At 49.4% G+C, this 25,106-nt stretch carries 24 protein-coding genes, 5 tRNA genes and 1 pseudogene; 19 read left to right on the top strand and 11 right to left on the bottom strand.

Annotated elements, in window-relative coordinates:
- Positions 1–57: 57 nt before the first annotated feature.
- Positions 58–270, top strand: coding sequence for a hypothetical protein (locus G451_RS0115500; RefSeq protein ID WP_027184974.1), 213 nt, complete (start codon positions 58–60; stop codon positions 268–270).
- Here G451_RS0115500 and G451_RS35360 read toward each other — a convergent pair.
- The 5 genes from G451_RS35360 to G451_RS0115480 form a co-directional block, all read right to left on the bottom strand.
- On the bottom strand, positions 233–379 hold the full coding sequence (locus tag G451_RS35360) for a hypothetical protein (protein WP_425387507.1): 147 nt from the start codon (positions 377–379) through the stop codon (positions 233–235). The two genes, G451_RS0115500 and G451_RS35360, sit on opposite strands and share 38 nt — an antisense overlap.
- Positions 340–765, bottom strand: a complete 426-nt coding sequence (locus G451_RS0115495) for an Arm DNA-binding domain-containing protein (RefSeq protein ID WP_027184973.1) — start codon at positions 763–765, stop codon at positions 340–342. The genes G451_RS35360 and G451_RS0115495 overlap by 40 nt, the downstream gene beginning before the upstream one ends.
- 188 nt (positions 766–953) lie before the next feature.
- A tRNA-Ser gene (locus G451_RS0115490) sits at positions 954–1,049 on the bottom strand.
- Between the two features lie 57 nt (positions 1,050–1,106).
- Positions 1,107–1,607 carry a tRNA adenosine(34) deaminase TadA gene (tadA, locus tag G451_RS0115485; protein WP_342663765.1) on the bottom strand — a complete coding sequence of 167 codons (501 nt, stop codon included), beginning with the start codon at positions 1,605–1,607 and terminating at the stop codon, positions 1,107–1,109.
- A 12-nt stretch (positions 1,608–1,619) separates the two neighbouring features.
- Positions 1,620–2,432, bottom strand: a complete 813-nt coding sequence (locus tag G451_RS0115480; RefSeq protein WP_027184971.1) for a phosphoribosylformylglycinamidine synthase subunit PurQ — start codon at positions 2,430–2,432, stop codon at positions 1,620–1,622.
- Between the two features lie 207 nt (positions 2,433–2,639).
- Between G451_RS0115480 and G451_RS0115475 the strand changes: the two genes are divergently transcribed.
- The 15 genes from G451_RS0115475 (at position 2,640) to G451_RS0115405 (ending at position 12,640) form a co-directional block, all read left to right on the top strand.
- Positions 2,640–4,271 carry a CTP synthase gene (locus G451_RS0115475; protein WP_027184970.1) on the top strand — a complete coding sequence of 544 codons (1,632 nt, stop codon included), beginning with the start codon at positions 2,640–2,642 and terminating at the stop codon, positions 4,269–4,271.
- A 45-nt stretch (positions 4,272–4,316) separates the two neighbouring features.
- Positions 4,317–4,862 carry a KdsC family phosphatase gene (locus G451_RS0115470; protein ID WP_051261554.1) on the top strand — a complete coding sequence of 182 codons (546 nt, stop codon included), beginning with the start codon at positions 4,317–4,319 and terminating at the stop codon, positions 4,860–4,862.
- Between the two features lie 148 nt (positions 4,863–5,010).
- On the top strand, positions 5,011–6,435 hold the full coding sequence (rpoN, locus tag G451_RS0115465; RefSeq protein WP_027184968.1) for an RNA polymerase factor sigma-54: 1,425 nt from the start codon (positions 5,011–5,013) through the stop codon (positions 6,433–6,435).
- A 37-nt stretch (positions 6,436–6,472) separates the two neighbouring features.
- Positions 6,473–7,024 carry a ribosome hibernation-promoting factor, HPF/YfiA family gene (hpf, locus tag G451_RS0115460; protein ID WP_027184967.1) on the top strand — a complete coding sequence of 184 codons (552 nt, stop codon included), beginning with the start codon at positions 6,473–6,475 and terminating at the stop codon, positions 7,022–7,024.
- Positions 7,025–7,477 (top strand): PTS sugar transporter subunit IIA, encoded by a 453-nt coding sequence (locus G451_RS0115455; RefSeq protein WP_027184966.1) that lies wholly within the window; start codon positions 7,025–7,027, stop codon positions 7,475–7,477. It begins immediately after the preceding gene.
- A gap of 74 nt (positions 7,478–7,551) precedes the next feature.
- Positions 7,552–8,439 (top strand): RNase adapter RapZ, encoded by an 888-nt coding sequence (gene rapZ, locus G451_RS0115450; protein WP_027184965.1) that lies wholly within the window; start codon positions 7,552–7,554, stop codon positions 8,437–8,439.
- A 39-nt stretch (positions 8,440–8,478) separates the two neighbouring features.
- Positions 8,479–8,916 (top strand): PTS sugar transporter subunit IIA, encoded by a 438-nt coding sequence (locus tag G451_RS0115445; protein WP_027184964.1) that lies wholly within the window; start codon positions 8,479–8,481, stop codon positions 8,914–8,916.
- Between the two features lie 2 nt (positions 8,917–8,918).
- Positions 8,919–9,380, top strand: coding sequence for a PTS sugar transporter subunit IIB (locus G451_RS0115440; RefSeq protein WP_027184963.1), 462 nt, complete (start codon positions 8,919–8,921; stop codon positions 9,378–9,380).
- A 13-nt stretch (positions 9,381–9,393) separates the two neighbouring features.
- Positions 9,394–10,080: a PTS sugar transporter subunit IIC gene (locus tag G451_RS29730; protein ID WP_051261553.1), complete on the top strand. Its 687-nt coding sequence runs from the start codon at positions 9,394–9,396 to the stop codon at positions 10,078–10,080.
- 139 nt (positions 10,081–10,219) lie between these two features.
- Positions 10,220–11,140, top strand: coding sequence for a manganese-dependent inorganic pyrophosphatase (locus tag G451_RS0115430; protein WP_027184962.1), 921 nt, complete (start codon positions 10,220–10,222; stop codon positions 11,138–11,140).
- A 216-nt stretch (positions 11,141–11,356) separates the two neighbouring features.
- Positions 11,357–12,124, top strand: coding sequence for a GGDEF domain-containing protein (locus G451_RS29725; RefSeq protein ID WP_051261552.1), 768 nt, complete (start codon positions 11,357–11,359; stop codon positions 12,122–12,124).
- Between the two features lie 150 nt (positions 12,125–12,274).
- A tRNA-Lys gene (locus tag G451_RS0115420) sits at positions 12,275–12,350 on the top strand.
- 9 nt (positions 12,351–12,359) lie between these two features.
- A tRNA-Glu gene (locus G451_RS0115415) sits at positions 12,360–12,435 on the top strand.
- Between the two features lie 44 nt (positions 12,436–12,479).
- Positions 12,480–12,555: transfer RNA gene (locus G451_RS0115410), tRNA-Lys, on the top strand.
- Between the two features lie 9 nt (positions 12,556–12,564).
- A tRNA-Glu gene (locus tag G451_RS0115405) sits at positions 12,565–12,640 on the top strand.
- Between the two features lie 179 nt (positions 12,641–12,819).
- Here the strand turns inward: G451_RS0115405 and G451_RS0115400 are convergent.
- From G451_RS0115400 to G451_RS0115370, 5 genes are all read right to left on the bottom strand, one after another.
- A complete protein-coding gene (locus tag G451_RS0115400; RefSeq protein ID WP_027184961.1) occupies positions 12,820–14,832 on the bottom strand; it encodes a hypothetical protein in 2,013 nt (670 codons plus the stop codon).
- 1 nt (position 14,833) lies between these two features.
- Positions 14,834–16,213 carry a TfuA-like protein gene (locus G451_RS32920; protein ID WP_051261551.1) on the bottom strand — a complete coding sequence of 460 codons (1,380 nt, stop codon included), beginning with the start codon at positions 16,211–16,213 and terminating at the stop codon, positions 14,834–14,836.
- On the bottom strand, positions 16,210–17,448 hold the full coding sequence (locus G451_RS0115390) for a YcaO-like family protein (RefSeq protein ID WP_169727886.1): 1,239 nt from the start codon (positions 17,446–17,448) through the stop codon (positions 16,210–16,212). The genes G451_RS32920 and G451_RS0115390 overlap by 4 nt, the downstream gene beginning before the upstream one ends.
- Before the next feature lie 54 nt (positions 17,449–17,502).
- Positions 17,503–17,955 (bottom strand): VOC family protein, encoded by a 453-nt coding sequence (locus G451_RS29715; RefSeq protein WP_051261550.1) that lies wholly within the window; start codon positions 17,953–17,955, stop codon positions 17,503–17,505.
- Between the two features lie 591 nt (positions 17,956–18,546).
- Complete coding sequence (locus G451_RS0115370) at positions 18,547–19,842, bottom strand: agmatine deiminase family protein (protein ID WP_245587827.1); 1,296 nt, start codon at positions 19,840–19,842, stop codon at positions 18,547–18,549.
- Between the two features lie 653 nt (positions 19,843–20,495).
- On the opposite strand from G451_RS0115370, the gene G451_RS29710 reads away from it, so the two are divergent.
- Complete coding sequence (locus G451_RS29710; protein ID WP_051261549.1) at positions 20,496–21,656, top strand: glycoside hydrolase family 18 protein; 1,161 nt, start codon at positions 20,496–20,498, stop codon at positions 21,654–21,656.
- A gap of 105 nt (positions 21,657–21,761) precedes the next feature.
- Here the strand turns inward: G451_RS29710 and G451_RS29705 are convergent, their stop codons facing one another.
- Positions 21,762–22,346, bottom strand: coding sequence for a hypothetical protein (locus G451_RS29705; protein WP_245587826.1), 585 nt, complete (start codon positions 22,344–22,346; stop codon positions 21,762–21,764).
- Between the two features lie 891 nt (positions 22,347–23,237).
- Between G451_RS29705 and G451_RS0115350 the strand changes: the two genes are divergently transcribed.
- On the top strand, positions 23,238–24,368 hold the full coding sequence (locus tag G451_RS0115350) for a hypothetical protein (RefSeq protein ID WP_027184957.1): 1,131 nt from the start codon (positions 23,238–23,240) through the stop codon (positions 24,366–24,368).
- Between the two features lie 483 nt (positions 24,369–24,851).
- A pseudogene (locus tag G451_RS0115345) lies at positions 24,852–25,106 on the top strand (helix-turn-helix domain-containing protein); the annotation flags it as partial.

Here is a 25,106-nt window from a genome sequence, read left to right as displayed (position 1 = left end):
TACAATAGGAAGGCTTCATCAAACAAGGAATTTATATATTTCCTCAGAAGTAATGTCATGAAGCAAGAAAACAAACCGTGGGCAATCCTGAAGATGAACCGCAAACGCAACTCCACGATCAAGCCGTGGAAGACGTTCAAAATGAGTCGTGAGAAATTTGAAGCTATGTTGCTCAATGATCCAGAAGAATGGACCGAGATAACCGACACGCTATACATGGAACTAATACTATTTAAAGGCATTCTAAAAAAGTCAATGATTCCAATGTAGGTATTTCACCGTCCATCCCATCTCCTCGTGCCTCGATAAAACGGATTGCAGACAGAAGTTCAGGTGCATTCAAGTCTTGTATAGGTCTTGCCCCAAGAGAAGAGAAAATGTTGTTTTCGAGGCGTTGAATTGTATCGAGGCTATGGGAAGCACTCCGGTCGGCTTGTACTTTCCGTGCCGTTCACGCGCCACAAGCTCGAAGGTTATGGCTTCTGCTTGCGTTTCGGCCTTCTCTGCTTTTCGGGCCTCGCTTGGGTTGATGCCGTTGGCAAGAAGTTTCCGAGCTTCGTCACGTCGTTCACGGGCCTCTTTCAATGTCACGTTAGGATAGACACCAAGAGAAATCATTTTTTCCTTGCCGCCAAAGAAACAGCGAAATCCCCACCACTTTGAGGAATTGGGACGCACTTCCAGAAAAAGACCGCGTTCGTCCTTCAACCGTTGTGGCTTCGGTCCCGGCTTTGCGTTCTTGATAGCGATGTCCGTTAAGGCCATAGGAAGACCTCCAGGGATGTTGAAATGATAGCAGTTACCCAGGTAGGGAAAGCACTACCCAGAAACTTACCCAGGCGTTACCCAGGATGTCAACACACCACGCTGGACAGTATCGGACAATCAATTTCCGATTTCTATTTGTTTTTATTGGACTTTTGGATTTTTTTGGACTTGCTTGGATTGTGATATGGCGGAGAGGGTGGGATTCGAACCCACGTACGGGCTATTAACCCGTAACTCGATTTCGAGTCGAGCGCGTTACGGCCGGACTTCGCTACCTCTCCGCATGAGAGATGTGTCCCGAACGGGAAGGGCATTATTAGATGAGGTTTTGGGGAAAATCAAGCATTTTTCTTGGCTCGTCGTTGACGAAAGAAATCTTTTATCAGTTGAGAGCATTCTTCCTCGAGCAGACCGGGAATGACTTCGACCCGGTGATTGAGGAAGGGAAGATCGAAACCGTCCAGTTTGGAGCGGGCCGCACCGGTTTTGGGGTCGGTTGCGCCGTATATAAGCGTTTTGACGCGGGCATGCACCAGCGCCCCCACGCACATCAGACAGGGTTCGAGCGTGACGCACATGACTGTGTCGGTGAGTCGGTAGTTCGACAGGGCGGTTGCCGCTCGGCGCAGGGCAACGATTTCGGCGTGGGCCGTCGGGTCGTTGCGCCGGATGGTTTCATTTCCGGCTTCGGCCAACAGCTCTCCGCCCGCCCCGATGATGACCGCGCCGACCGGCACGTCGTCATGACGGCCGGCACGTTCGGCTTGCTCCAGGGCAAGACGCATGGCCTGTTCCCAGGAGGTCCAGCCAGGCGGCGGGGAGGGCAGAGGGAGTGTCACGTTATAAATCGATTAGCCGTTTTGGCGCAGATAGTTGACGCCGTTTTCAAACAGCACCGTCCCCAGTGTTGGCCGTGCGCCGCGCGTCCAGTTCGGGTGGTTGGTCGGATGATTGAACGCTTCAGGGTGTGGCATCAATCCGAGGATGCGGCCTGACGGATCGGTCAATCCGGCAATACCCAGCGGTGAGCCATTCGGATTGTAGGGATATTCCTGTGTCGGTTCTGATACGTTGGGCAACGTATATTGAAGCGCAATAAGATTGTTGTCACACAGCGCTTGCAAGACAGCATCTTCCTTCGGGATGACTTTACCTTCGCCATGACGGACAGGTAATTCCAGTGCGTCGACACCTTTGGTGAAGACACAGGGGGAATTCTGATTGGCGCGGAGCCATACCCAGCGGTCTTCGAATCGAGCTGAATCATTGGCCGACAGTGTTAACGATCGAGTAAAATAGTTCTTGTCAACGGCAGGCAAAAGACCGAGTTTGACGAGCAACTGAAAGCCGTTGCAAATCCCCAGGATGATGCCGCCGCGATCAAGAAAATCTTTGAGCTGATCAAGAAGTGGCGCACCATCTTCGGTTTTCGCATACTTCCAGCGAAGTGCTCCGGCCTGAGCCGCTCCCAGATCGTCGCCATCGAGGAATCCACCGGGAAATACAAGGAAATTATACGCATCAAGGCGATGGCGGCCGGCTTTGATGTCGGAAAAATACATGATTGTCGTTTCGTCGGAACCGGCAATTGTGGCGGCGTGTGCAGATTCTGCTTCACAATTGGTGCCATATCCGGTAATGACGGCCGTTTTTACCTGGGGCATTTCCCCCTCCTTTCTTGAAAAAAAAAGTCCGGTCGCTTAGATGACTACCGGACGGCAACATAATGACCCCCCCGGTTCACGTCAACCAAAGCTACAGGGATGGTGACTGGTCGGGACGTTATTTGGCGAGTGATTTCCGGGCGAATACCGCCCCCCTTGGCCCTTGGGGCATTAACCGAGTGCATCGAGCCGTATAAGGACAGTTTTATGAAAACAAAATTTATCTTTGTGACGGGCGGCGTGTTGTCGTCGTTAGGGAAAGGCCTGGCTGCCGCCTCCATTGGCGCGCTGCTGGAGGCCCGTGGTCTGAAGGTCACCATCCAGAAACTTGACCCGTATATCAACGTTGACCCCGGCACCATGAACCCCTTCCAGCACGGGGAAGTGTATGTCACCGATGACGGTGCCGAAACCGACCTCGACCTGGGTCATTACGAACGCTACCTCAGCGTGGCTATGAGCCAGAACAACAACTGCACGTCGGGGAGAATTTATCACACGGTTATCACCAAAGAACGCCGCGGTGATTACTTGGGTGGAACTGTCCAGGTGATTCCCCACATTACCGATGAAATTAAACGTTCCATCTTGGGGGTCGCCAATGACGAAGATGTCGCTATTATCGAAATCGGCGGCACCGTTGGGGATATCGAAGGGCAGCCGTTCCTGGAAGCCATTCGACAGATGCGGTCTGAACTCGGAAAAGAAAACGTTCTCTATATCCACCTGACACTTGTGCCGTATCTGAAAGTAGCCGGTGAAGTAAAAACCAAACCGACACAACACAGTGTTAAAGAACTGCGCAGCATCGGTATTCAACCCGACATCATTATATGTCGGAGTGAAGTCGACCTTTCGTCCGATATTAAAGCCAAGATTGCCTTGTTCTGTAACGTTGATCAGGACGCTGTGTTCTGTGCAGTCGATGTTGGCAATATCTATGAGGTTCCATTGAATCTCTATTCTGAAGGAGTCGATCAGAAGATTGCCATTTTGCTCCGCCTGCCGGCCAAGAACGCCAATTTGAAAGCGTGGATGGAGTTGACCCGCAAGCTCGCCAGTCCCAAAGGCTCGGTGACCATCGGGATTGTCGGGAAGTACGTTGACCTCAAAGAAGCCTACAAAAGTTTGCATGAATCTTTGGTTCATGGCGGTGTGGCCAATGATGTTGCCGTGGAACTCAAGTACGTCAATTCCGAAGAAATCGACCCGAAAAACGTGGCTGCCGAGTTGACCGGTGTTGATGGCATTTTGGTTCCCGGTGGCTTTGGGACACGCGGTATTCGTGGAAAAATTGAATCCATTCGCTATGCTCGCGAACATAAAATCCCCTTTCTCGGCATATGCCTGGGCATGCAATGCGCTGTGATTGAATATGCGAGAAATGTTCTTGGGCTTGATGGTGCCGATTCCGAGGAATTTAATCCGACATGTGCTGATCCGGTCATTTATCTGATGAAGGAATGGTACGATTTCAGAACAAAGAAAGTGGAACGCCGCGACGAAGATTCGGCCAAAGGCGGAACCATGCGGCTCGGCGCCTATCCATGCAAGGTTCGAACTGGAACAAAGGCGTACGAAGCGTACGGCGTTGAAGAAATTTCGGAACGCCATCGGCATCGTTTCGAATTTAATAAAGCCTACTACGACGAACTCGAAAAAGCAGGCATCGTGTTCAGTGGGGTGTCCCCGGACGAAGAGCTTGTTGAAGTCATCGAATTGGCTGACCATCCCTGGTTTGTCGGCAGTCAGTTCCATCCGGAGTTTAAAAGCCGCCCCATGAATCCACACCCGTTGTTTCGCGATTTCGTCAAAGCCGCCAAGGTGTATCATGGGTAAGGCCAATGCATGTGGTGAGCTTGGGGTGCGCTTGGGAGCAACGGCATGAGCGATGGACCCAAAGTGATTGACCCAAAGTTGGCAGCCAAGCGCGTGAAACTGTTTGTCATGGATGTCGATGGTGTCTTGACCGACGGTGGCGTATACTATGATTCGCAGGGTGGAACCGTTGGCCGCCGCTTTAACGTGCAGGACGGTCTGGGCATTAAAATTGCTCAGGCCGCCGGCTTGGATATGGCTGTTATCAGTGGATTGCGGAGTACTCCGGTCGTCAAACGCATGGAAGAACTTGGCATCACGGAATATCACGGCGGGCACCTTCACAAATTACCAATTCTTGAAGGCATTTTGGAACAGCGAGGATTGGACTTTTCCCAGGTGGCATTTCTCGGTGATGACTGGATTGATGCGAGCATCCTCAAGCGCGTCGGCCTGCCGATGAGCGTTCCGAATGCACAACCTGAAATCCTTGAGATGGCTGCGTGGATCACGACACGACGAGGAGGAGATGGCGCCGTACGAGATGCTATTCGTTTCATTCTTGATGCACAGAATCGATGGGAACCGATGTGGCGACACTGGTCGGCATAATCATCACTCAAGGCTCGACAGGATTGATGAAGGGGAGTACTAGCTTCAAGGCATCTTTTTTGCTATGAAGACTCTCCCAGCGTAGAGGATGGTGTGCGCGTGTTGTCGCATGCTGTCCTGCGCGAGAATATGAAAACCAAGACGGATTATGGCACTCGAACTCAGACAACAACTCAAGCTGTCCCAGCAACTTGTTATGACGCCGCAATTACAGCAGGCGATCAAATTATTGCAGCTTTCACGTGTGGAACTCCTTGAGACTGTGCAGACTGAGATGTTGGAGAATCCTCTCCTGGAAGAAGCGGCCGAAGAGGAAAAGATTGAAAGAGCCGCACGCGACGAGCGTACCATTGACGCCAATACCACAGATGGCGCGATGGAAAAAGAGCTTCTGAAGAACGCGGAGTGGGACGATTATCTCGGCGATTTCTCCAGCACAGGCAAACAGGCGACGATGCGGGAATTCGAGACTCCCGAAGAAGGCATGTCGTTTGAAGCCCGATTGTCGGCCAAGACGTCACTGGAGGGGCATTTAAGCTGGCAGTTACGGTTATCCAACCTAACCGACCATGAGCTTGCTATCGCAGACGTCGTTATGGGCAACCTTGATTCGGCCGGCTATCTGCAGGCGACCATCAAGGATATTGCCGATATGGCCCATGCAGCGGAAGACGAGGTAGAGCGGGTTTTGCACCGAATTCAGCGTATGGATCCTATCGGTGTTGCTGCACGGAGTCCGAAAGAATGCCTGCTCGTTCAGCTCGAAGTGTTGGAGTATGACGACCCTGTTCTGCTGGAACTCGTCAGCGAACACCTCGAAGACCTGGAAAAGCGACGGTATAAGCCGCTCACAAAGAAGTTCAAGATAACGATGGATGATGTCAAAGAATATCTCGATATCATTCAATCACTCGACCCGTATCCAGGCGCAAGTTTTGGGTCGGGCGATCCTATCTATGTGAGCCCTGACGCTTTCGTCTATAAATACGATGATGAATTTGTTATTTTGTTGAACGAAGAGGGCTTGCCGAAACTTCAACTCAGCTCCATGTATGACGAAAATGCGCGATCCGGAGGAGATAAAGATTACCTCCAGGACAAAATGCGTTCTGCCATGTGGCTCATGAAAAGTCTCTACCAGCGACAGCGTACGTTATATAAGGTGTTGGAAAGCATCGTGAAATTTCAACGGGAGTTTTTCGAAGAGGGCGTCGGAAAAATTCGGCCTCTGATTCTGAAAGACGTTGCCGATGACATCAGCATGCATGAATCGACGGTTAGCCGAATCACGACAAGCAAGTACGTCGCGACGCCACACGGCATTTTCGAGTTGAAATTTTTCTTCAATAGTGCGCTAGGCCTTGATGATGGTGGTTCGGTTGGCTCGGAGTCTGTCAAAGCATCCATCAAACAGCTTATTGCCAATGAAGACCCCAAGAAGCCCATGAGCGACGATGCCATTGCGGACATTTTGAAGGAAACGCTCAATATCAATATTGCGCGCCGGACGGTGGCAAAATATCGTACAGCCATGAATATTCCATCGTCATCTAAACGTCGCCAAATTTTTTGACCTTGAGTTGAATTCGCAGGACATTTGTGGAGGATGTATGAACATCAGTTTTACCTTCAAGAATTTCGAGCCGTCTGAACAATTGCGCGATTACGCTGCGAAGCGGTTTGAAAAGCTTGATAAGTATGTGGTTAATACGGACAATGCCGACCTGCAGGTTAATCTTGGTGTCGAAAAGACCCGTCAGATGGCCGATGTTGTCTTTACGACGGATCGTACACATATTTCAGCCTACCATGAGTCCGAGGACATGTATGCTACCTTGGATTTGGTACATGATAAGTTGGAAGCCCAGCTTCGTAAAATTAATGAGAAATTGAAGGAGAGACGTCGGGGTGAGCGATTGGCGTCGGTCCGGACTCATTTTTTTAGCTATGATGACGATCAAGTTGGGAAAAGCGAACGCCAAATCGTTGCGATCGATAATTATAGTCCGAAGCCTATGAGCGTGGATGAAGCTGCAATGCAACTCGATACGCTCAAGTATGAATTTCTCGTATTCTTCAATTCAGAAACTGAGCGTATCAATGTCGTTTATCGCCGTAAAAGCGGAGATTTCGGCCTGATCGACCCTGGAGTGGAAGCGTAGATGCAACTGGTAGACTTTTTGGACAAAGATCTGCTTCTTCAAGATATCAAGGCGCAGACGAAGAGCGAAGTGCTGGCGGAATTGGTTGGGCCGCTCAAGACTCGATGGCCCGATCTCGATTTGGAACGGGCACGCCGTGTTTTGCTTGAACGCGAAAGCCTTGGCACCACAGGGATTGGTGACGGTGTCGCCATTCCTCACGGCAAACTTGATTCTATCGATCAGGTGGTCATTGTCGTCGGGCGGAGTTTAGCAGGTCTTGATTTCGATGCTTTGGATCAGAAACCGTGTTTCATCTTTTTTCTGGTTCTCGCACCGGAGCCGGTGGCTGGATTGCACTTGAGAATTTTGGCCCATATTTCTCGTCTCTTGTCCAGTGAATCTTTTCGATCCTCATTTGTGAATGCGAAGGACAAAGACGCCTTGTGGGATGTCTTGACGGGCGGCGTTTGATTCTTTGATCTCCATGTTTGTCTGCACTGATTGATCAAAGAGAATGCAGCTCCAATCTACCTGGGAAAAAGGAGGTGAGGGTGAGTGCGCAAGATCTCCCCGTTGTGATACTGACCGGCCTGTCCGGGGCAGGAAAATCTACAGCTCTTCGAGTGTTCGAAGATCTTGGGTTCTACTGTGTGGACGGATTGCCGACAGCATTTTTATCCGAGCTCCTGCAGTTGTTCGATACTGAGAAAATGCAGCGCTACGAAGGGCTGGCACTTGGTCTCGATATGCGCCAGCTCGATATTGGTGAAGATGCTCAAAAGACGCTTCTGCGTCATGCCCGCCACCATCACGCAACCCAAATTATCTTCCTGGAAGCTTCCACCCACGAATTATTGCGTCGATATGCCTCCTCGCGTCGTCCTCACCCACTTGAGTCGAGGAATCTCGGGTTGGAACAAGCTGTTGAACAAGAACGGCTTACAATGATGTCAATCAAAGACGCATCCGATCTTGTCCTCGACACAACACATTTTTCTGTTCACGACTTGCGTCGCCGTCTTCAAGAAAAGTGGACAGCCATGGAAGGTAAAGAGGCTTCGCTCAAGGTACATATTATGTCCTTTGGGTTCAAATATGGTCTTCCCTCCGAGTCCGATCTTGTTTTTGATTTGCGCTTTTTACCCAATCCATATTTCGACGAGGCATTGCGACCATTTTCAGGAAAAGATGCAGTGATTTCTGAATTTGTTTTGGGAAAAGATCCTGGGATGTCTTTCTTGGAGCGCCTTTCTGATTTTCTTCTGATGCTTTTACCGATGTATGCTCAGGAAGGGCGATACCGTCTGACATTGGCTTTGGGCTGTACAGGAGGACGCCACCGGTCGGTTTCTGTGGCCGAGGCAATTTTTGACAGACTGCAGACAGCCGGATACAGTGTAAGCCTGGAACATCGAAATATTGAACAGGGTTAGCTGGTAAAACGAGCAGGCGCCCGAGGGAGGCGGTTCGCCATGGACGAAGCCGCAAAAGACACAGGTCAGGTTGGCGTAGTTATTGTTACGCATACGGATTATGGAGCGCGACTCCTCAAAGCTGCCGAGTTCATTATCGGTGCGCAGGATGCTTGTCGTAGTGTGAGTGTGGATATGACACACGAAGTCGATAAAATCCTGGTGGCGATGAAAACGGCGATCAAAGAAACAGATACCGGTGCTGGTGTTCTCATCTTGACCGATATGTTTGGCGGCACGCCAACGAATTTAAGTCTCTCCTTACTTGGGGAGGGGAATCTCGAAGTGCTGACCGGGGTTAATCTTCCCATGCTGATTAAGATTCTTACTTCTCGGCAAAAGCCTTTGCAGACGCTTGCCTCTGAAGCCAAAATCGCCGGTTGTCAGGGGATTGTCGTAGCGGGCGAGGTTCTCAGGTCAAAAGTGGCTGAGGGCTAGGTATGTTTTTTGTGCGTGTCGACAATCGTCTTGTTCATGGCCAAGTCATTGAAACATGGCTTCCTTTTACACGCGCCAGGTTGATTGCTGTCGTCAATAACGACATGGCAAGCGATATCATTCGACAAGAGATTGTCTCGTTGGCCATACCAACTGGTGTTGAGATCGCTTTTTTGCCAGTTGACAATGCCGCGATGTTTTTCCATCAGAATCGATTTTCCTCGTCGGAAGTTCTTGTGTTGTTCTCAAACTGTACGGACGCCAAAACAGCATACGAAAGCGGCTTTCATTTTCGTTCTATCAACCTTGGGAATCTGCATTATGGTCCGGGAAAACGACAGGTCTGTCGGCATGTGGCGCTGAGTCCAGACGATGAAGTCTCGTTGGCATATTTTAGCGATCATGGTGTGAAAATCGATTACCGGTGCGTTCCCACCGATCCTGTGCAGGTACGTCAAGCATGAATGATTCCTGGCAGTGGTGGACTCTCGTCAGCCAATTTTTGACAGTTGGTTTTTTTTTACCGTTTTTTCGGCATTCCGTTTTCTCATTAATATAGCAATCGTTGAACGACCAATTCTTGTTGGCTACATCTTTGGAGCCATCTTTGGGCATTTGGAGCAAAGTCTCATCGTCGCATGTGTTTTTGAGTTGCTTTGGCTTGATGTTTTTGCCGCTGGCACAGTTATCCCTCCTAATGCGATTGCCTCAACGGTAGCTGCTCTTGCACTCATCGACATGTTTTCTTTGCAACAGCCTGCAATGATAAGTGTAGCCATGCTCTTGGCCATGCCACTGGCCTATCTTTTTTCGCGTGTCGAATCCGCTCACCGCGATGCAAGCAACAAAGACTTCGACCAGCTTCAAGCCTGGGTTGAGAATCTTCCTGGAGCATTGACCCCGGCGCGGCTTATTATGTTTTCCATGGCGCGGGTGGCGTTCATCAACGGCCTCTTTTTTATCGTTGCGTTGGCGGTGTTGAGTATCGCTCTGTTTTTTGTTCTCGATGAAGCATCGGCAGCGTTAAAAGGGAACTCGATGACTGCGGAGACGCTTGTGCTTATCTCCACATGCGGAGCAATGCTTGGGCTTCGATACAAACCGGCATACGTTGTCCTCTGTGTGTGCTTTTTCTTTGTCTGGGGCGCGCTGGCCTGGGCTTAGCCTTTATAGAGGAAGATGCTTTTCATTCGAAAGAGCCTGTGAAATTTGCTTGGCAAAGCATCGAGATTGGGATAAATTGCACAAACTTTTTCTAGGCATACCCTAAATGTAAGTATAACAATGCGAGGAGGATCTCTTCATGGCAGTTTACGTTGTTGGACACAAAAATCCTGATACCGATTCCGTTGCCGCCGCTGTTGCCGTGGCTGACTACTTCAAGAAAGCCAAAGGCCTGGACACCGTTGCCGCTGCGCAGGGTGGATTGAATCCCGAATCGGAATTCGTGCTGAACAAGTTCGGCGTTGCTGCTCCTGAAATCGTCACTGACGCCGCCGGCAAGCAGATCATCCTGGTTGACCACACCGACTTGGCTCAGAGCCTTGAAAATCTTTCCGATGGTGAAATCCTGGGAGCTGTTGACCACCACAAGTTGGGCGATGTCACCACCCCCAATCCGCTGGAAATGTGGGTTTGGCCTGTTGGCTGCACCTGCACCGTTGTCAAGTCGATGTACGACTATGCCGGCATTGAAATTCCGAAAGGCATCGCTGGCATCATGCTGTGTGCGATCCTGTCCGACACCGTTATGTTCAAGTCCGTCACCTGCACCGATCAGGATAAAGCTGCTTGCGACGCCCTGGCCAAAATTGCCGGTGTCGACGACATGATGGCTCTTGGCATGGAAATGTTCAAGGTGAAATCGGCCGTTGAAGGCGCCAGCATGAGCGACCTCGTTTTCCGCGATTACAAAGATTTCGATATGTCCGGCAACAAAGTCGGTATCGGCCAGCTGGAAGTCGTGGATCTGTCCATCCTGGAACCGGTTAAAGCCGGCCTCTTGGACGAAATCAAGAAAGTCAAAGCCGATGGCCGCCACAGCGTCTTCCTGCTGTTGACCGACATCATGAAAGAAGGTTCGGAAATGCTGATCGTTTCCGATGATCCTGCTGTTGTTGAAAAAGCCTTCGGTGTTGCCGCCGGTGGCGATTCCGTCTGGCTCGACGGTGTTATGAGCCGCAAAAAACAGGTCGTCCCCAATTTCGAAAAGGCTTTTGCTTAAACCGAAATCGACGACATGTTCGTGTTATACAGCCCTCCGCTCGCGGGGGGCTTTTTTTTTGGGGTGGGATGGGGAAGAGTAGATGGGGGAGGGGGATGTATTATGAAAGAATTGAAGAGATCATAGTGTAAAGTCCTAAGAAGACAGGTGTGCTTGCCAGGAGGGAGGGAAAAGGTAATAACAAGAAAAATTAATTCATAACGTCGTGAAAACCCCATGGAAGTCAAATATTTTAGTGATTTTTTCGGAAGACGATTTGTTAGGGCACTGCAGGGTGCATTGCTGGCTTTTTTTGCTCCTTTGGGATGGTTGTTGATTCAATTCCTCTCCGGGGTCTCTCCTCTGGACGCATTTAAAGCAGATCCGTATCTCTATTACTACATGTTGTTTGGGACAACAGTCTCTTTTGTGGCTTTTGCATTTCGTCTTGGTATTGAAGAAGAGCGATTGCGTCAGTTGGCGCTTATTGACGGGTTAACTGGCCTATTCAACGCGCGCTACTTTCACGAGCGATTGCATGATGAGATAGAAACTGCCAAGCGCTACAATTTACCACTTTCGTTAGCGGTACTCGACCTTGATCATTTTAAATTGATCAATGACACTTATGGGCATCAAGTTGGCGATATTGTTTTAAAGAATGTTGCGTCTGTATTAATGCGATCTGTCCGGCAAACAGATTTTGTCGCTCGGGCAGGGGGAGAAGAATTTGTTGTGCTCTTTTCAGGGACCAATGCCGATGATGCCGCTGTCGTTGCCGAGCGGATTCGTATGGCGGTGAAAACGTCTCAGGTCCGTATCAAGACAGGAGGCGCAATTGGGGTCAACGTCTCGATAGGTGTTGCTGGAACACCCCATCTGGCGTTGCTTGATGGAGATGTCCTCTATGCGAGAGCTGATGCCGCCTTGTACCAAGCGAAGCAAAGCGGACGTGATCGAGTTGTTGTGGATCGACAAAATGGAGTTGCCCATCCCGGGCAATAAATGGTGCTTATGGAGAAAACCAGTAAAAATCAATGTGATACTTTAGGTTAGCCTCGTACTTCCAGTGTGAAGTGATAGAGGAAAATGAAAAAAATCAAAAAAAATGTTGACAATCAAAAGCTCAGACTATAAACACATTCTTCTTCGGACGGGCCGTTAACTCAGTCGGTAGAGTATCTGCCTTTTAAGCAGAGAGTCGTTGGTTCGAGCCCAACACGGCCCACCATATATATGCGTCCCCATCGTCTAGTGGCCTAGGACACTGGCCTTTCACGCCGGTAACAGGGGTTCAAACCCCCTTGGGGACGCCACAGCCAATTTAAGGGTTATCTTAGGATGTCCCTTTTTTTCCGGAGGGCCGTTAACTCAGTCGGTAGAGTATCTGCCTTTTAAGCAGAGAGTCGTTGGTTCGAGCCCAACACGGCCCACCATATATATGTGTCCCCATCGTCTAGTGGCCTAGGACACTGGCCTTTCACGCCGGTAACAGGGGTTCAAACCCCCTTGGGGACGCCACATTTCATTTATGGTCCGAAAGGTTGATCCTTTTTTGTTATTTCCAGGCCTGCCCTTGTTTTTGATATAGAACCGAGGAGCCCAGTCAAAGTATGAAAATTTTGGCCAGGCGCTATTGAATAGTCGGCCTGACCAAAACTCTTTTGTTCTTCATTGAGGGAAGCGTCTTTCTTTTGCCGCTACGCAGCCAGCGCAAATGCGTCAATAAGGAGATCGACAAAAGATCCGACACCAATCTCTGCTGCGGCCTCGCCTGCGCCTGCAGCCGCAACGGCCTCGACGCTGGTTTCGCCTATATCGATGCCAACTTCACTGGCAACATCGACGGGTAGCCCATCCGCCGCAGCTGAAAAATCTACATCGGCAAGATCTTCTCCATGCTCAAGAACGCCTTCGCCAATGTTATCGTCATCGGCGTCGCTGTCTTCGGCGTTGCTGTTGACGTCAGTGCTTCTCATGCCTTTAGGCTTTCCGACGTCATCCAAGAATTGATCCACTTTTTTAGAGATTTTTATTGCCTTTTTACACCAGTCAAAGGCTTTTTTAATTTTATCAGCACCATCGTGGATATCTTTTTTCAAGTCCTCCTCGATGGCATCGTGGAATTTGTTCAGTGTAGTCTGTAAGGCCTCTCCAGCAGCCTTATTGGGCGACACACCTTCATTGACGAATGTATCGTACTCTTTCACGAAGTACTCTTCGCCCGCTTTACCGGCAATTGTTTTGATCTGAGAAGTGAAGCTATGCAGATATGTGTACTTGGCCTTGGTCTGCTGTATTACTGTTTGCGCGGCTTGGAGAGGGTTTTTCCCTTGCGCGATGGCCTTGTTAAAGTACGATCTTGCCTCTTGAGGGCTGCCCCCCATTGATTTTTCCATATCAACAAAGTTGGCCTGCATGGCAAGAAGCTTGAACCTATCGAGCGTACTGTATTTTTCCCGCAGGGGGGAAGCTTCAAACATCTTCATTGCTTCTTGCGGAGTGTAGCCCATTTTGACCATGACGGCGACATATTCCGAACCATATTGGGCGCATTGGTCTATTTGATCTGGGGGCAAGCCCAGTTCAAAAGCCAGCTGTGTGAACTGAGAATACAAATTTAACGCTTCACTCTTGTTTATCTTGGCTCCGTCCAGCAGTTGAAGGCATTCGCTTTTATAAATGATGCTGTGCGCGGCTTGATCGAACGTTATCCCTTGTTTTTGAGCATGTTCTTTGATTTGGCTAAAGGAGTCATCCAGTAGTTTGCTACACTCGGATTCACTCGGGTCTTTACCGTCCAGGTGTTTGCAGGCAATCTTGACTAAATCTTCAGCAGCCTGCGCTGGATCTTTGATATTTGGATTTTTCTTGAGTTTTTCATACTCGTGAATGACTGCCTTCGTCATATGCAAAGTGCCATTCCAACTCAGCTTACCTTTGAGCATGGCTTCGCCCATCGCACCAAGCATAGCGTAAATTTCTTTGTCCGGCATGCCCGTTTTCTGCAACGGAGAAAGAATCATAACACCAGTGTTTATTGCATCTACTTGAGACTCATCCGCCCATTTCCCATTCTGAGTGAGCGCCAACATGAATTTACGAAAGCCTATGGCCTGCTCACCAGTGTTTTGAGCAATGTTCTTCATCGCCTGGACCAAGTCGGCGTGGAGAGCTTGTGTCGGAACCTGCTTTAGGCCACAACCGCTCGCTGCGAATGCGGCTACATCGAACGCTGTTTTTACAGAGGATGTTGCTTGTTTTCGCAGTTCAACGATTTGGTGAGGAGTATAGGATCCGTAGCCTGCATGAAGAGACATGGTGTTCAAGATCGCCCGCTCCTTCATCTTGACCATTTCCGATGCTTGTTGAGGGGTATAGCCCTCCTGTACATATTGGGCTATTTCGTGTCTAACGTGCTGCTCGGCAGCTCCTTTGGATAAGCCGGACGCTTCGGCCAGATTGGTGGCTTGGTCCATGTTTTCCACAACCTCAACCTGTTCATCGGATGAAAGCTTATGAAATTCCACGGTAAACTGTTCCGATGGAGAGTCTTGGAGCTTATAGCGAATATCCCCCCGGTTCGACGAGGGAGGAGGCGGCGAACTCGCTTCAGTTTGCTGTGCATCATTCGCTTGTTGTGATTGTTCAAGGTCAATAGCCCCCATGGAGGGAGGGAAATTGCCTGCATTGCCTACGTTATCTATTCCCACGTCATCCTCCTTTCTTTTTGGGTTTGTTTTCGACGTTTCCTTCGTCTTTTGATCTGCGACCCAACTCCGCTGCCTGACGCACCCCAGCTCGATACAGCGCCACAGCGAGAGACGCCCCCGGCATACCGCAGCTCTCCAGCCATTGTTTGGGGTTTACTGTCAACGGTCGCCCCAACTTCTGAAAATGCGACAGAAGTGCTTTGCCGACATCGGTAAAACTGATTTTATGCTGGGCAGACGCTTGAGCCTCGGCTTCCTGGGTCAAACGCTTCTCCCGAGCCGTGGCATCCGCTAGCTCCGCGTAGAGACCCGTAATTCGAAACTGGTTCATAAGCTCCCGCACACCGCGTGTCTCGGGCTTAGCACTCAGAAACCACGCCTGCATTTTGCGACACAGGGTCATCTGCTGCATCAAAGCGTCGAATTCGTCTTGGCGCATGTCATTGTCGCGGAGCCAGTCCGAGAGCTTCGCTTCGGAAAGCCCGCGCTCAGACAAAAAGCGTGTACGCTCTACAGACTGCTCAGCTTCGGTGACGGACATTTTGAAATGCTCGGCCATGGCGGCAACGGCTGCTTGGTTAAAAGCACTGAGGGACAACCACCAGAACCGTTCGTCGTTTAGCACTGCATGAGCGGCTATTTCAGTGAAGGAAACCTCAGCACCTCGACGCTGAACGCGGGCGTACATATCGGGACAAAAATGTAAAGTTTGCCTTTCGAGATGACTCTTGGCCTCGCCTTTGACAGGTTGTTCTTGAGCGACTCTGACGAGAAGCGCTCTGGCGTCATTCGCCATCACGTCAACATAGCCCTGTCGAAGCTGAAGGGCGAGTCCTTTGGCCGTCTGGCGAGCAAGTCCGGCTTCCTTGGAAGCGACGACCACGCGCTCCAGGGTTCGATTTCGGAACGGTAGCTTTTGAGCGGCAGCCAGAATAAGCGTTCGTTCGTCGGGAGAAAGAGTCTCTGTCTGTTTAAGCGTCTCCTGCAGGTTGACCATGGGCTCGGAGAGACGAGCGAAGCCATCTTGTTCCGGGTGATGAGCGCAGTAGACAAAGTCGTCGTCTAAAAGTTGGCCCGCCATGACGCTTGAGAAAGTTTGTCCAACGCCACTAGCCCCGAACTGCTGGAGTTCGGCAGCCAAGAGCGCGCCGGCACCGGCACCGTAGACCCTGACGCCAATTTCAAGAGCGTGGATAAGTTCCACAGCCCAAAGAGTAAATCGATTGGGGTCGAGATCAATTATCACGATGGCGTCAGGACTGCGGGTTTGCAATAAACTCAAGACATCGCCTTGCCCAGCAGGAGGCTGGTAATGAGCAGCAAGCAAGGCCTGAGCCTCTTGACGCGGCAGACTTGGCCCGAGAAAAACGAAGGTGTTCATGGCAACTGGCTCTTTGCGTATAACGCCGAACGTTTTCCATAGCGGCAGAAATTAAAATTATGCAATCCTTCCAAGCCAGGGGCGATGGCGCGTACAACCTTCGTTTTGAGTCCTGGGCGACTCATGTCAAACAGCAATACCCGCTCCACCCCCACTGCTTGCATCCGCTGAATGTAGATATCCAAGTCTCCATGGAATGTATCTGTAGCGCAATCCTGCCATGTCTTGGGCGAGACGATTTCGGGCATGGAGTCCAGCGCCTCGAAATAGCTGTCGTAGGTTAGCACTTGCTTCATGAAAAGCATATCCGGCCCGGACGTTTGACGGGTTCCTTGATTGTTTTCCACAGCGGCCAAAGCCGCCTCGGTCAGGGCTCTGAGCATGGCCAAGTCCGGATTCAGGCTGGCTCCGAAACCTTGGACGATCAGCGGAGGGCACTGGGAGGTGTCATAAATAATGGCAGTATAGATGGGAACCTGTGTGTCCACACTGCAATCAAAAAGCGTGCAATTGGCCCCGTGGCTAGCACAAGCATCGATGACGCCAAGCACAAGAGGATGATCAATGGCCGCCATTTTCACCTTGCGAAGGGGAAAATAGCTGTTTCGCTGTATCGACAAAAACTTGTGTAGTTTCAGCCCGTCGCGCTCGACAAGTTCCGCCACGGCCTGAACGGCGGCTTCGGCCAGAACAACGCCTGCAGCGAGGCCGTTGGTGGTGGACTCAAAGGTGAAGAGAGAGCTTGGTCGGTGGTATCCGCCGAAAATAATCATGTCCAGCGGGACAGGAACTTCCTCCTGGTTGACGATATCCCAGCCCAACCCCCATTCTAATTCCAGGTGTGGATGGAAGAAAGACTGTTTCGTCAAAAGAAGCTGGTCTTGCCGAATCATAGGGTGGGACGTGCAGAGTTCCCTATAGGACGCTTTGAGCACAGGACCGTCGTAGACCTCTGCTGCAGCGCGCTCAATCGCCTCCATTCCGGCCGAAACCATGGCCTGCTCTCTGGTTAGACCCTTGCCGTACGATGGGCCTGGAGCCCTTCCTTGATGGCGATGTACAGCAGCGCATGGCACGCCCAACCCGGCAAGCCCAGTGTAAAATCCTCTCCTGACCACGCCAATGGCGAGAAGGTCAGTCTCAAACAGTTCCAATACCTCGTTTGGCTCCGCATAGCGAGGCGTGGAGCCGCACCAGCGTTTGTTTGCAACGTATTCCTCTCCTCTGAATAGCACGTCGGCTCCGTACAAAAGAAGTTATGGAACACTCATCAGTAGCCACCCGTGGGGCTAGCCAGCGATATTACGCATATGCTGCATTTGGTTTACCAGGTCTTCGTTGTCCTGCTTGTGCGCGTTTGATGTGTCGGCTGGGGTCAAGGCGATAAAGTTGCCCTGTGGATCCCGAATAAGACAATACCTATGAGCACCTTCGCCAGTAGGTTGTTGAACGACTTCGCCACCGAGTTCTTTCACTTTTGCTGCTGTTTCGTCCACGTCTTCCACTGCTATGGCGATTCGCCACACCGGCTGAGCCTCTGGATGTCTGTTCTCAGGGAAGGCAATGATGCTGGCTACTGCTGCGTTGTTAAAAAAAGCCAAGGCAACATCGTTGCCAAAGGGAGCTTTCTGATCCTTATAGGTCCAACCCGCCAGTCCAGCGTAGAAGGATTTCGCTTTGTCCAAGTCATCGGTCATAAGCGCAACGTTGACCACCCTGCCAAGTCGGGAATATCCTGCCATGCTTACCTCTTTTTATGTTGTGGATGATCCAACTCTCCTATTTTATGCCAGTGAATAAGAAACATCGCTTGGGCTTTTCTGCTTTGTTTACGTATCTCGTCTGGAAGTTTACACAACAAATTGAGATAATTTTGTTATCTTTTTTATTCCTATTTATGGAGCTAACATAATGATACTCTGATACGTTTACTTTATAATCCATAAAGGGTCCAGAATAAACGCTAGAAACTAAGAGGACGTCCGACACGAGGCTTGCTTAGATTCTTTCTAGGTCTTGAGGATGAGCAACTGGCAAGCTTTCCTCAGAGTCAGGAGCCGGCGTATAAGAGAAATTTGATCGCGTGATGCCTGCCAACCTGCATTGCGGCCGAAGAGAGTACTTGCGATGGGGCTTCACCCAATTTCGACGGATTGATGAGTGGTTTGAAAAGCAAGGTCTTATGAGTTTGGAAGGAAAGTATCTGGAGTTACAAGTGAAGAAGAACCGCCGTGGTACCGAGCAGGTATGCCCGGTGGTGTGAGAGGGGGAAACCGCGAGGAATCCCCCTACTTGATTGTGTGTGCGGCCAAACCAGCGATGCCAAGTGAGAGCTACTGCTTCCCTGCTGGCTCCTGTTGTGTGGAGCAGTGGATACCGCCACCGCCAAAATTGATGCCCAAAGTGTTGATAGCCACGACTTCGCGGTCGGAAAAAGCGTTCTTAAGGACTGCGAGCGCCTCTTCATCCTTCTTTTTGACAGATTCGGGCATACCCTCCATCCAATACTTCTGTGCCAAAACCAATCCATTGGTGATCAGGAAGTTGCAGTAGCTCTGTGCCGGAATCACCGTCACCGGTTTGCCAAAAGGGAAAGTGGTGCCGTCCGTGTACGCGGGATAAGACATGAGACCGAAGTACGCTTCGTCGTCTGGCTTGGCCGTGAAGAAAAGGGTTTCGGGCATAGGGATGCGGATTATTTTGAATGGCTTGCCGTCTTGGTCGCGGGCCTTCTTAAGAATCTCGTAGTTTTCTTCCATGCGTCGACGATTCTCGCGTTCCACCGGCCCTTTGGCCGCTTCCTTCTCGCTGACTTCAGCCAAGAGAATGGTGTTCGGCGTGATAAACCGGCAGTATTCATCCACGTGGTTATTGGCCGCCGCACTGCGGTAAGCCACGCCTTTACCGTCCGGACCGGGCAACGTGCTGGTATTGTAGGGATCATCATCCACTGTGCCTTTTTTGAGCCAAATGACGTTGGTCGCACCTAGCATTTCGGCAAATTCATGTTCGATATCCTCTCGCGAGAGGTTGGGGTTGCGTTGAAACTCGCAGGCCTCAGTTACTAAGATGGTTCCCTTGCCATTGAGTTCCCGATCTCCTCCTTCACTCACCAGTCGGGTCATGCGAGAAGGGAGGCCCACAGCCTTAGCAGCATCGCGGTCGACACGCTCCATCATTCTGGCTTGGGTGTCCGTATCGGGAAAATAGCCCCAGCAGTTGAAATTAAAGTCCGCAATGCTTTTTTGGCCCGCTGCATTGACTGTAAAAATGGGGCCAAAGTCGCGCCAGTAGAGCATGCTAAACGGCGCTACGTAAAAGGAAATGTTAGATTGGTCCACTTCGTACTTTTTAAGCAGTGAGAGCACATGATCCTTTTGTTTTTTGTTCGGTACGCAGATACGCAGTTTGACGTGTTTGGAAATATTTTCGGCCATTTCCAAAAGCACAGCGTCGGTATCGAATCCCTTGATATATTCTTTGGAAAGCCATCCCATCCAAACCAGTTCCTGGGCTTCGAATTCTCCGGGAAATCGCCATTCCCCTTCAGCAAACGCCGGCCTCGATATGCTCAGGCTGCATAGAATTACGAGAAGAATTGTTGTGATCTTCATTCGTGCGACAAGCATGCTATATTCTCCTTGGGGTAGTTATTAGACTGGGGTGGTTTGCGTCTGACCGATGGGGTATGGTGGTGTATGCAAGCAATAGATTTCATTGTTTCACGAAACAACTTGAAATATCAAATACAAATGTGGAAAATTGCACCTCTATATAAAAGACGGAAGCAAAGCCTGGGCCTAGTATGATTTAATGTTTAAAGCTTGGCAGATGGTAGCTTGACGATATTGTGATGGTGGTGTCTGATCAAGCTTACAATGCTACGTAATTTCGGCACCATCAGTCTGAGCATTGTTATGTCTATCTTCATTGTCGATGACACTCGTCAGTGCCAGATTTCACGTCCTTTTCATTGCTGCGTAAAGTCTCGTAACGTGCATGCAGTATTGGTATGACTGGATGGGCATGGTTTTTCTCACGTATATTCCGAATATTACTCTCTGGTGACTCAGTTTCATCACGCTCCTCACAATAGATATCCATATTTTAATTCAGTGCTTTCAATATGTTTGTATTTCAGCTTCATCATAAAAATTATCGTGTCCTCTGGACCATGCCTCTATGAAGATATTATATAGTAGCCAAGACTGCTCAACCTTTTCAGATTGAGTTCAGAAGGAGCTTTCAATTTGTATCAGAACTTCATTAAAAGTGAGCTATTATGAAATATTTTTCTCAAATATTGGGCGGCATTTTGTTGATTGCTTGCTGTTTACTTCTTCCGCATACGAGAGCGTGGGCAAACAATATCATGATTGGCGGCTACTGGGAGAACTGGAATAATGCTCTTCACCCAGGGAGTGAAAGCACTTCCGAAGCTGCGTATTATGCAAATGACTTTGCGCCATTTACTCTCGTGTACTATTCCTTCTTAACATTGGCGAAATCTCCCAATCCAGATAATCCGCCCAACCAACAATGGGATGGTGAGTCCATTTATGAAAGTATGACAGCAGCGGATGTTATTGATGTTATGACACCAACCGTTCCAGAATGGGAAAATCCTAACAATTGGCAACGTCTAAAGATTCAAGCCATGATCGATTCATGTCATGCCGACGGGAAGAAATTTATTTGGGCAATTGGCGGCTGGTCGGACCTGACGCGGACGATCAGCGATGACCAAATACAGGCATTTGTCGATTATTGCGTCAAGCTCCTCAGTCTTACCGGAGACGGGATTGATTTCGACTGGGAGCATCTCAGTGAAAATTCGGATATTAAGGACCAGCAGCGTCATGTCTTGGGAAAGATATTTCCAGTCCTTCGAAAGGCGCTGGATGAAAACGGTCTGCATGATAAGTTGATTGGGTATACGACGCGCCTCAACGCGTTTTGGGACGACAGTACGAGACCGAGTTCTGTCATACAATTCAACACAGATGGAGAGGGGATTGATGTCGTCCAAGCCCTTGTAGATGCCGGGTCTTCGCTCGACAACACCGTCGATTGGGTTAATGTCATGATGTACGATGCTCCTCCTGAAGATTTGGGAGCGCAGGGCGCTTTTTCTCTCGCTAATTATGCAATGGTCCTCGGCTTTTTCAGGCAATATGTCTCGCAATCCAAAATTGTTATGGGATTTGAGCCCGGTGGTCAGATGGCCGGTGGAGTATGGGAAGGGATGGATGTCGATAAACAGGTCATCGACTATATCAAAACCAACAATTATGGCGGGGTGATGTTTTGGGCCATCAACCAACCGGCGATGCCACCGTCGACAGAGGTCACAGGGGATAATGCGCAAGCTTTGGCAGCATATGCAGCGCAAGATTCTTCGACCTCAATAACTCCAATTGTTATGCTGCTTGTTTTGCAATAGGATTTGCATAATACAACAACGAGCTGCCTGGAGACAGCTCGTTGTTGTCGGAATGAATGTTGTTTTCCTGTCTTTTGAGTTCAGAGCAGATTTGCGTGAATTGTCTTACGAGATTCGTGCTAAGTCGCATGCCTCAAGAATCATCTCGTCACCATACGGTTGTTGACCGTTTTCCATACTGATCATAGCCGCAATAACTTTAGGGAAATCTTTTCTCTTTACACGAGCATGAGGCGCAATTCCGGACTGGCGCGACACGAATTTTATATAGGCGCGTGTGTTGTTTTCATTCGGGGGAGCCCAGCGAGAAATCATTTCGTTAAGCTTAAGGAGTCCGTGGACACGTTGATAGTTCCGAAGAAGTTTTGCCATGGCACGTATACCATAGGTTGGGCTAATAAATGTCTTGAAAGCTGGGTCATCGCCGCGACATTCGCCAAGCCATTCGCGTTTTGTATGGCGTATATTTCCGGGGTTGTTATTCCGAATGCCTCGAGGGGCTGTAGGATCGATTTTCCAGGAATGCAAGAAAGCGAGTGATGCCCAGACAAGAGCAAACTGCTCATCCAAAGTCGAGCGAATGTGTCCCGCAAGAGTCGAAATGCTTTTTGTTGTAGATGGGGCAATATTTGGAAATATAGAACTTGTCACAATGCTTAATGCGAGAAAAATGGGGAAATATTTTTTCATGAAATGTCACGTCGTTTTTTTAGTGGTATTTCTTGCCATCAGCAAGATTGGTGTTGCAGTAATGCCTTGATTTTCCATGTAGATTGTACAGCTTTAAGCTATGCGTAATATGGTATTAAAGAATCAATTAATATCAAATTTCAAAAAAGCCAGAAGGGAATTGGATTTCTGGGGTTCTATAATCAAAAATGGAGGCAAAGCCTGGGGCTTGTAGCCGTCCAGTTTTTGGGGGACAGTTGTCCCTCTAAAATTGCGCAATCCTATCCACGGTAATCCCCCCGAACGTAAGACGCTGAATCTTTGATCCCAAGAAACGCACTCTCACGTTGAAAGTCGTCGGTAATGAACTGGCTTTCATGATCGTACCGCAGAGTCAGCCCGCTGGCCACAGCCTTCCCGATCTCCCAACAAGTTGGTTAGAATGTAAGGGGACGGGATATTCAATAGGAAAGTACGGTTACCGTACATAAAAAGCCTCGCGTGGTTCCAATCAAGAGGGCTCAAATTGTCCAAGGAGGGAACCCCGCAAGGCTTGCTTCATACTCAACTTGGGGGGGGCGACCTTGTCCCCCATTGCCCCCCACTATGGTCGGTCCCCGGTGGGCCTTTCCGGTGGTCAAGTCGAGTCTGCGGACACCAAAACCATAGTGTTGCCGGTTGTGAGCGTCAATGGAGGGGGGCCAACATCCTGGGGAGGATGTTGACATTCTGAGTAACATCTGAGCAGTCTTCAGGGTAACATTTTTCTGACCTGGAAAACGGTTATCATTCTAATGTCTGGAGGTTTTCCTATGGTTTTGACGGACATCGCGATCAAGGATGTTGAGGTGGAATTGAAGTCGCGACGATTGGGCGACGAACTCAGTCTTTTTCTGGATAGGCGTCCAAATTATGGAAGATAAAAAGTTTTATCCAGTGACCATGTTTGGCGTCCGTTTTGAAGATAAAGACGGTTGGATTCTTGCAGAATGGCCCACGTCCTATAAAGAGGTGATTCAAGAACTTGAGCAAAGGGATATGCGAATTTTGGAGGTTCGCGAGATAACGCAAGGATTATGCTGTACGAGAGATGAAAACGGCAACCCCAAGGTGGATGATTCGCTTTTGCCTATAATGGCTTTCAACCATGGATGGGCTTTCGATTCCGTTCATGAATGTTGGAGGGCTCCTAGCGAACTCATTCCAGAGTCTCCAAACCGTCCGAAAGCGGCTAAGGATTTCTCCATCTCTGTTGGCAAGATAAATGCTGGGTGGGCATTGATGTTCAAAGTTGATGAACAAGAGCATACAATCCAATGCAGCAATGCGTCTGATCCTCTACATGATTTGATTGGCTGGATGGAAGAGATATACTCCAATCGATCGGCAAGAGTAATGATTGATGAGGAAGGAATGTACACAAGTCTAACGGCGTATGATCGTTGTTTTGGTCACGTTAGATTGACGATTCATGCCTACTATCATGATGTCGATAAGCCAATTGACGCCTATGTTAGCAAGTATAGTCTGATTAAAAGTTTGTATGAAGCTATCTTATTTATACCGAAAGATGAGAAAAGCTTTTATGACAAAAGAGCATGCCCAGAAAAGAATGCAGAAGAGATCTGTCCTGATTTGAGGTCTCAAACTCTCGATAAGTACCTTCACGAAATGAGAAACGCTCAGCCAGTATTTACTGTGATGGCTGATTTTGGTTCTGGCCCTTGGGGATGGTTTACAGAAAATGGTTCCCAGTATCCGCCCATTGGCGGTAATGTCGCTGATGCGACGGGGGCGGACTTTGATGAATTAGGATTCGAGATGGATACGCAGCTTCAGAACGATTTTAATACGTGGGTAACGTCTTTTGAAAATGAATATTCAGACAAAGCCTTTGACTGGGATGCTTTTCATATAAAAGGTCTTGATTTGACCCAAAAGTTCCGAAAAATTCTCCCATCCAACATTAAGCTAATATACTCAAAGCCTGTGGAAGATCCTGGGCATGATGAAAGTACCTTTACCGAGTTTTTTCCTGAATAACGTTGTGAGTCAAAAATTGGAGAACCGGCGTGCATGACCAGCGAATGCAGGGAAGTCCATCGGAGAAACGGGGAGTGAGGTTTTTGACGAGGTGAAAAACGAAGATGGCGGCCTTGGGGGTTAACCCCAATACCGCCTACGCTCCGGCCGATTCTGGTATTTCCCGGACGGAGGGAGCTTCTTAATGAATATTAAAATTCAACCAGGGGATCGTCAATCGGGTAAAAGTGCTGTGCGGATAGCGTGACAACAACCATGTCGGAAAGGCGATTTCCCGGCCTGCCCCCGTCTTTCCTATGTGGCCCTTCGTCAAGGGTAATCTGTGTATAGTCTTTTCCTATCCGTGCACTCTGGCACTAAGTACTATTCAGTACAAATTATATTTCTGCGCCATTTGGCGTACGCGCCTAGTACATCGTAAAATTTAAGTCTTCGCATTTGTATTGCAATAGGCTATTCTCTCTTCACTAAGAAGGAGAAGGAATGGCGCCGCGCTACAAAGTGACACTGACCCAGGAAGAACGAGCTGAGCTTGAGGCAATATCATCTAAGGGAAAAAGGGCTGCGCGTACTGTGCTTTACGGGCGTGCATTGCTCCTTCTCGACGCAGGAGAACATGGCCCCAAGTGGGTTGTCGCTAAGGTCGCTGAAGCCTTGGGAGTGACCACTCGTAGCCTTGAGCACTTAAAAAAAAGATTTGTAGAGCAGGGGCTTGAGGCCGCTATTGAACGGAAAGTG

Source organism: Desulfovibrio inopinatus DSM 10711 (assembly GCF_000429305.1).
Taxonomy (GTDB): Bacteria; Desulfobacterota; Desulfovibrionia; order Desulfovibrionales; family Desulfovibrionaceae; genus Alteridesulfovibrio; species Alteridesulfovibrio inopinatus.
Note: the sequence above shows the minus strand (reverse complement) of the source record. Positions and strands in the feature narration are given on the sequence as shown.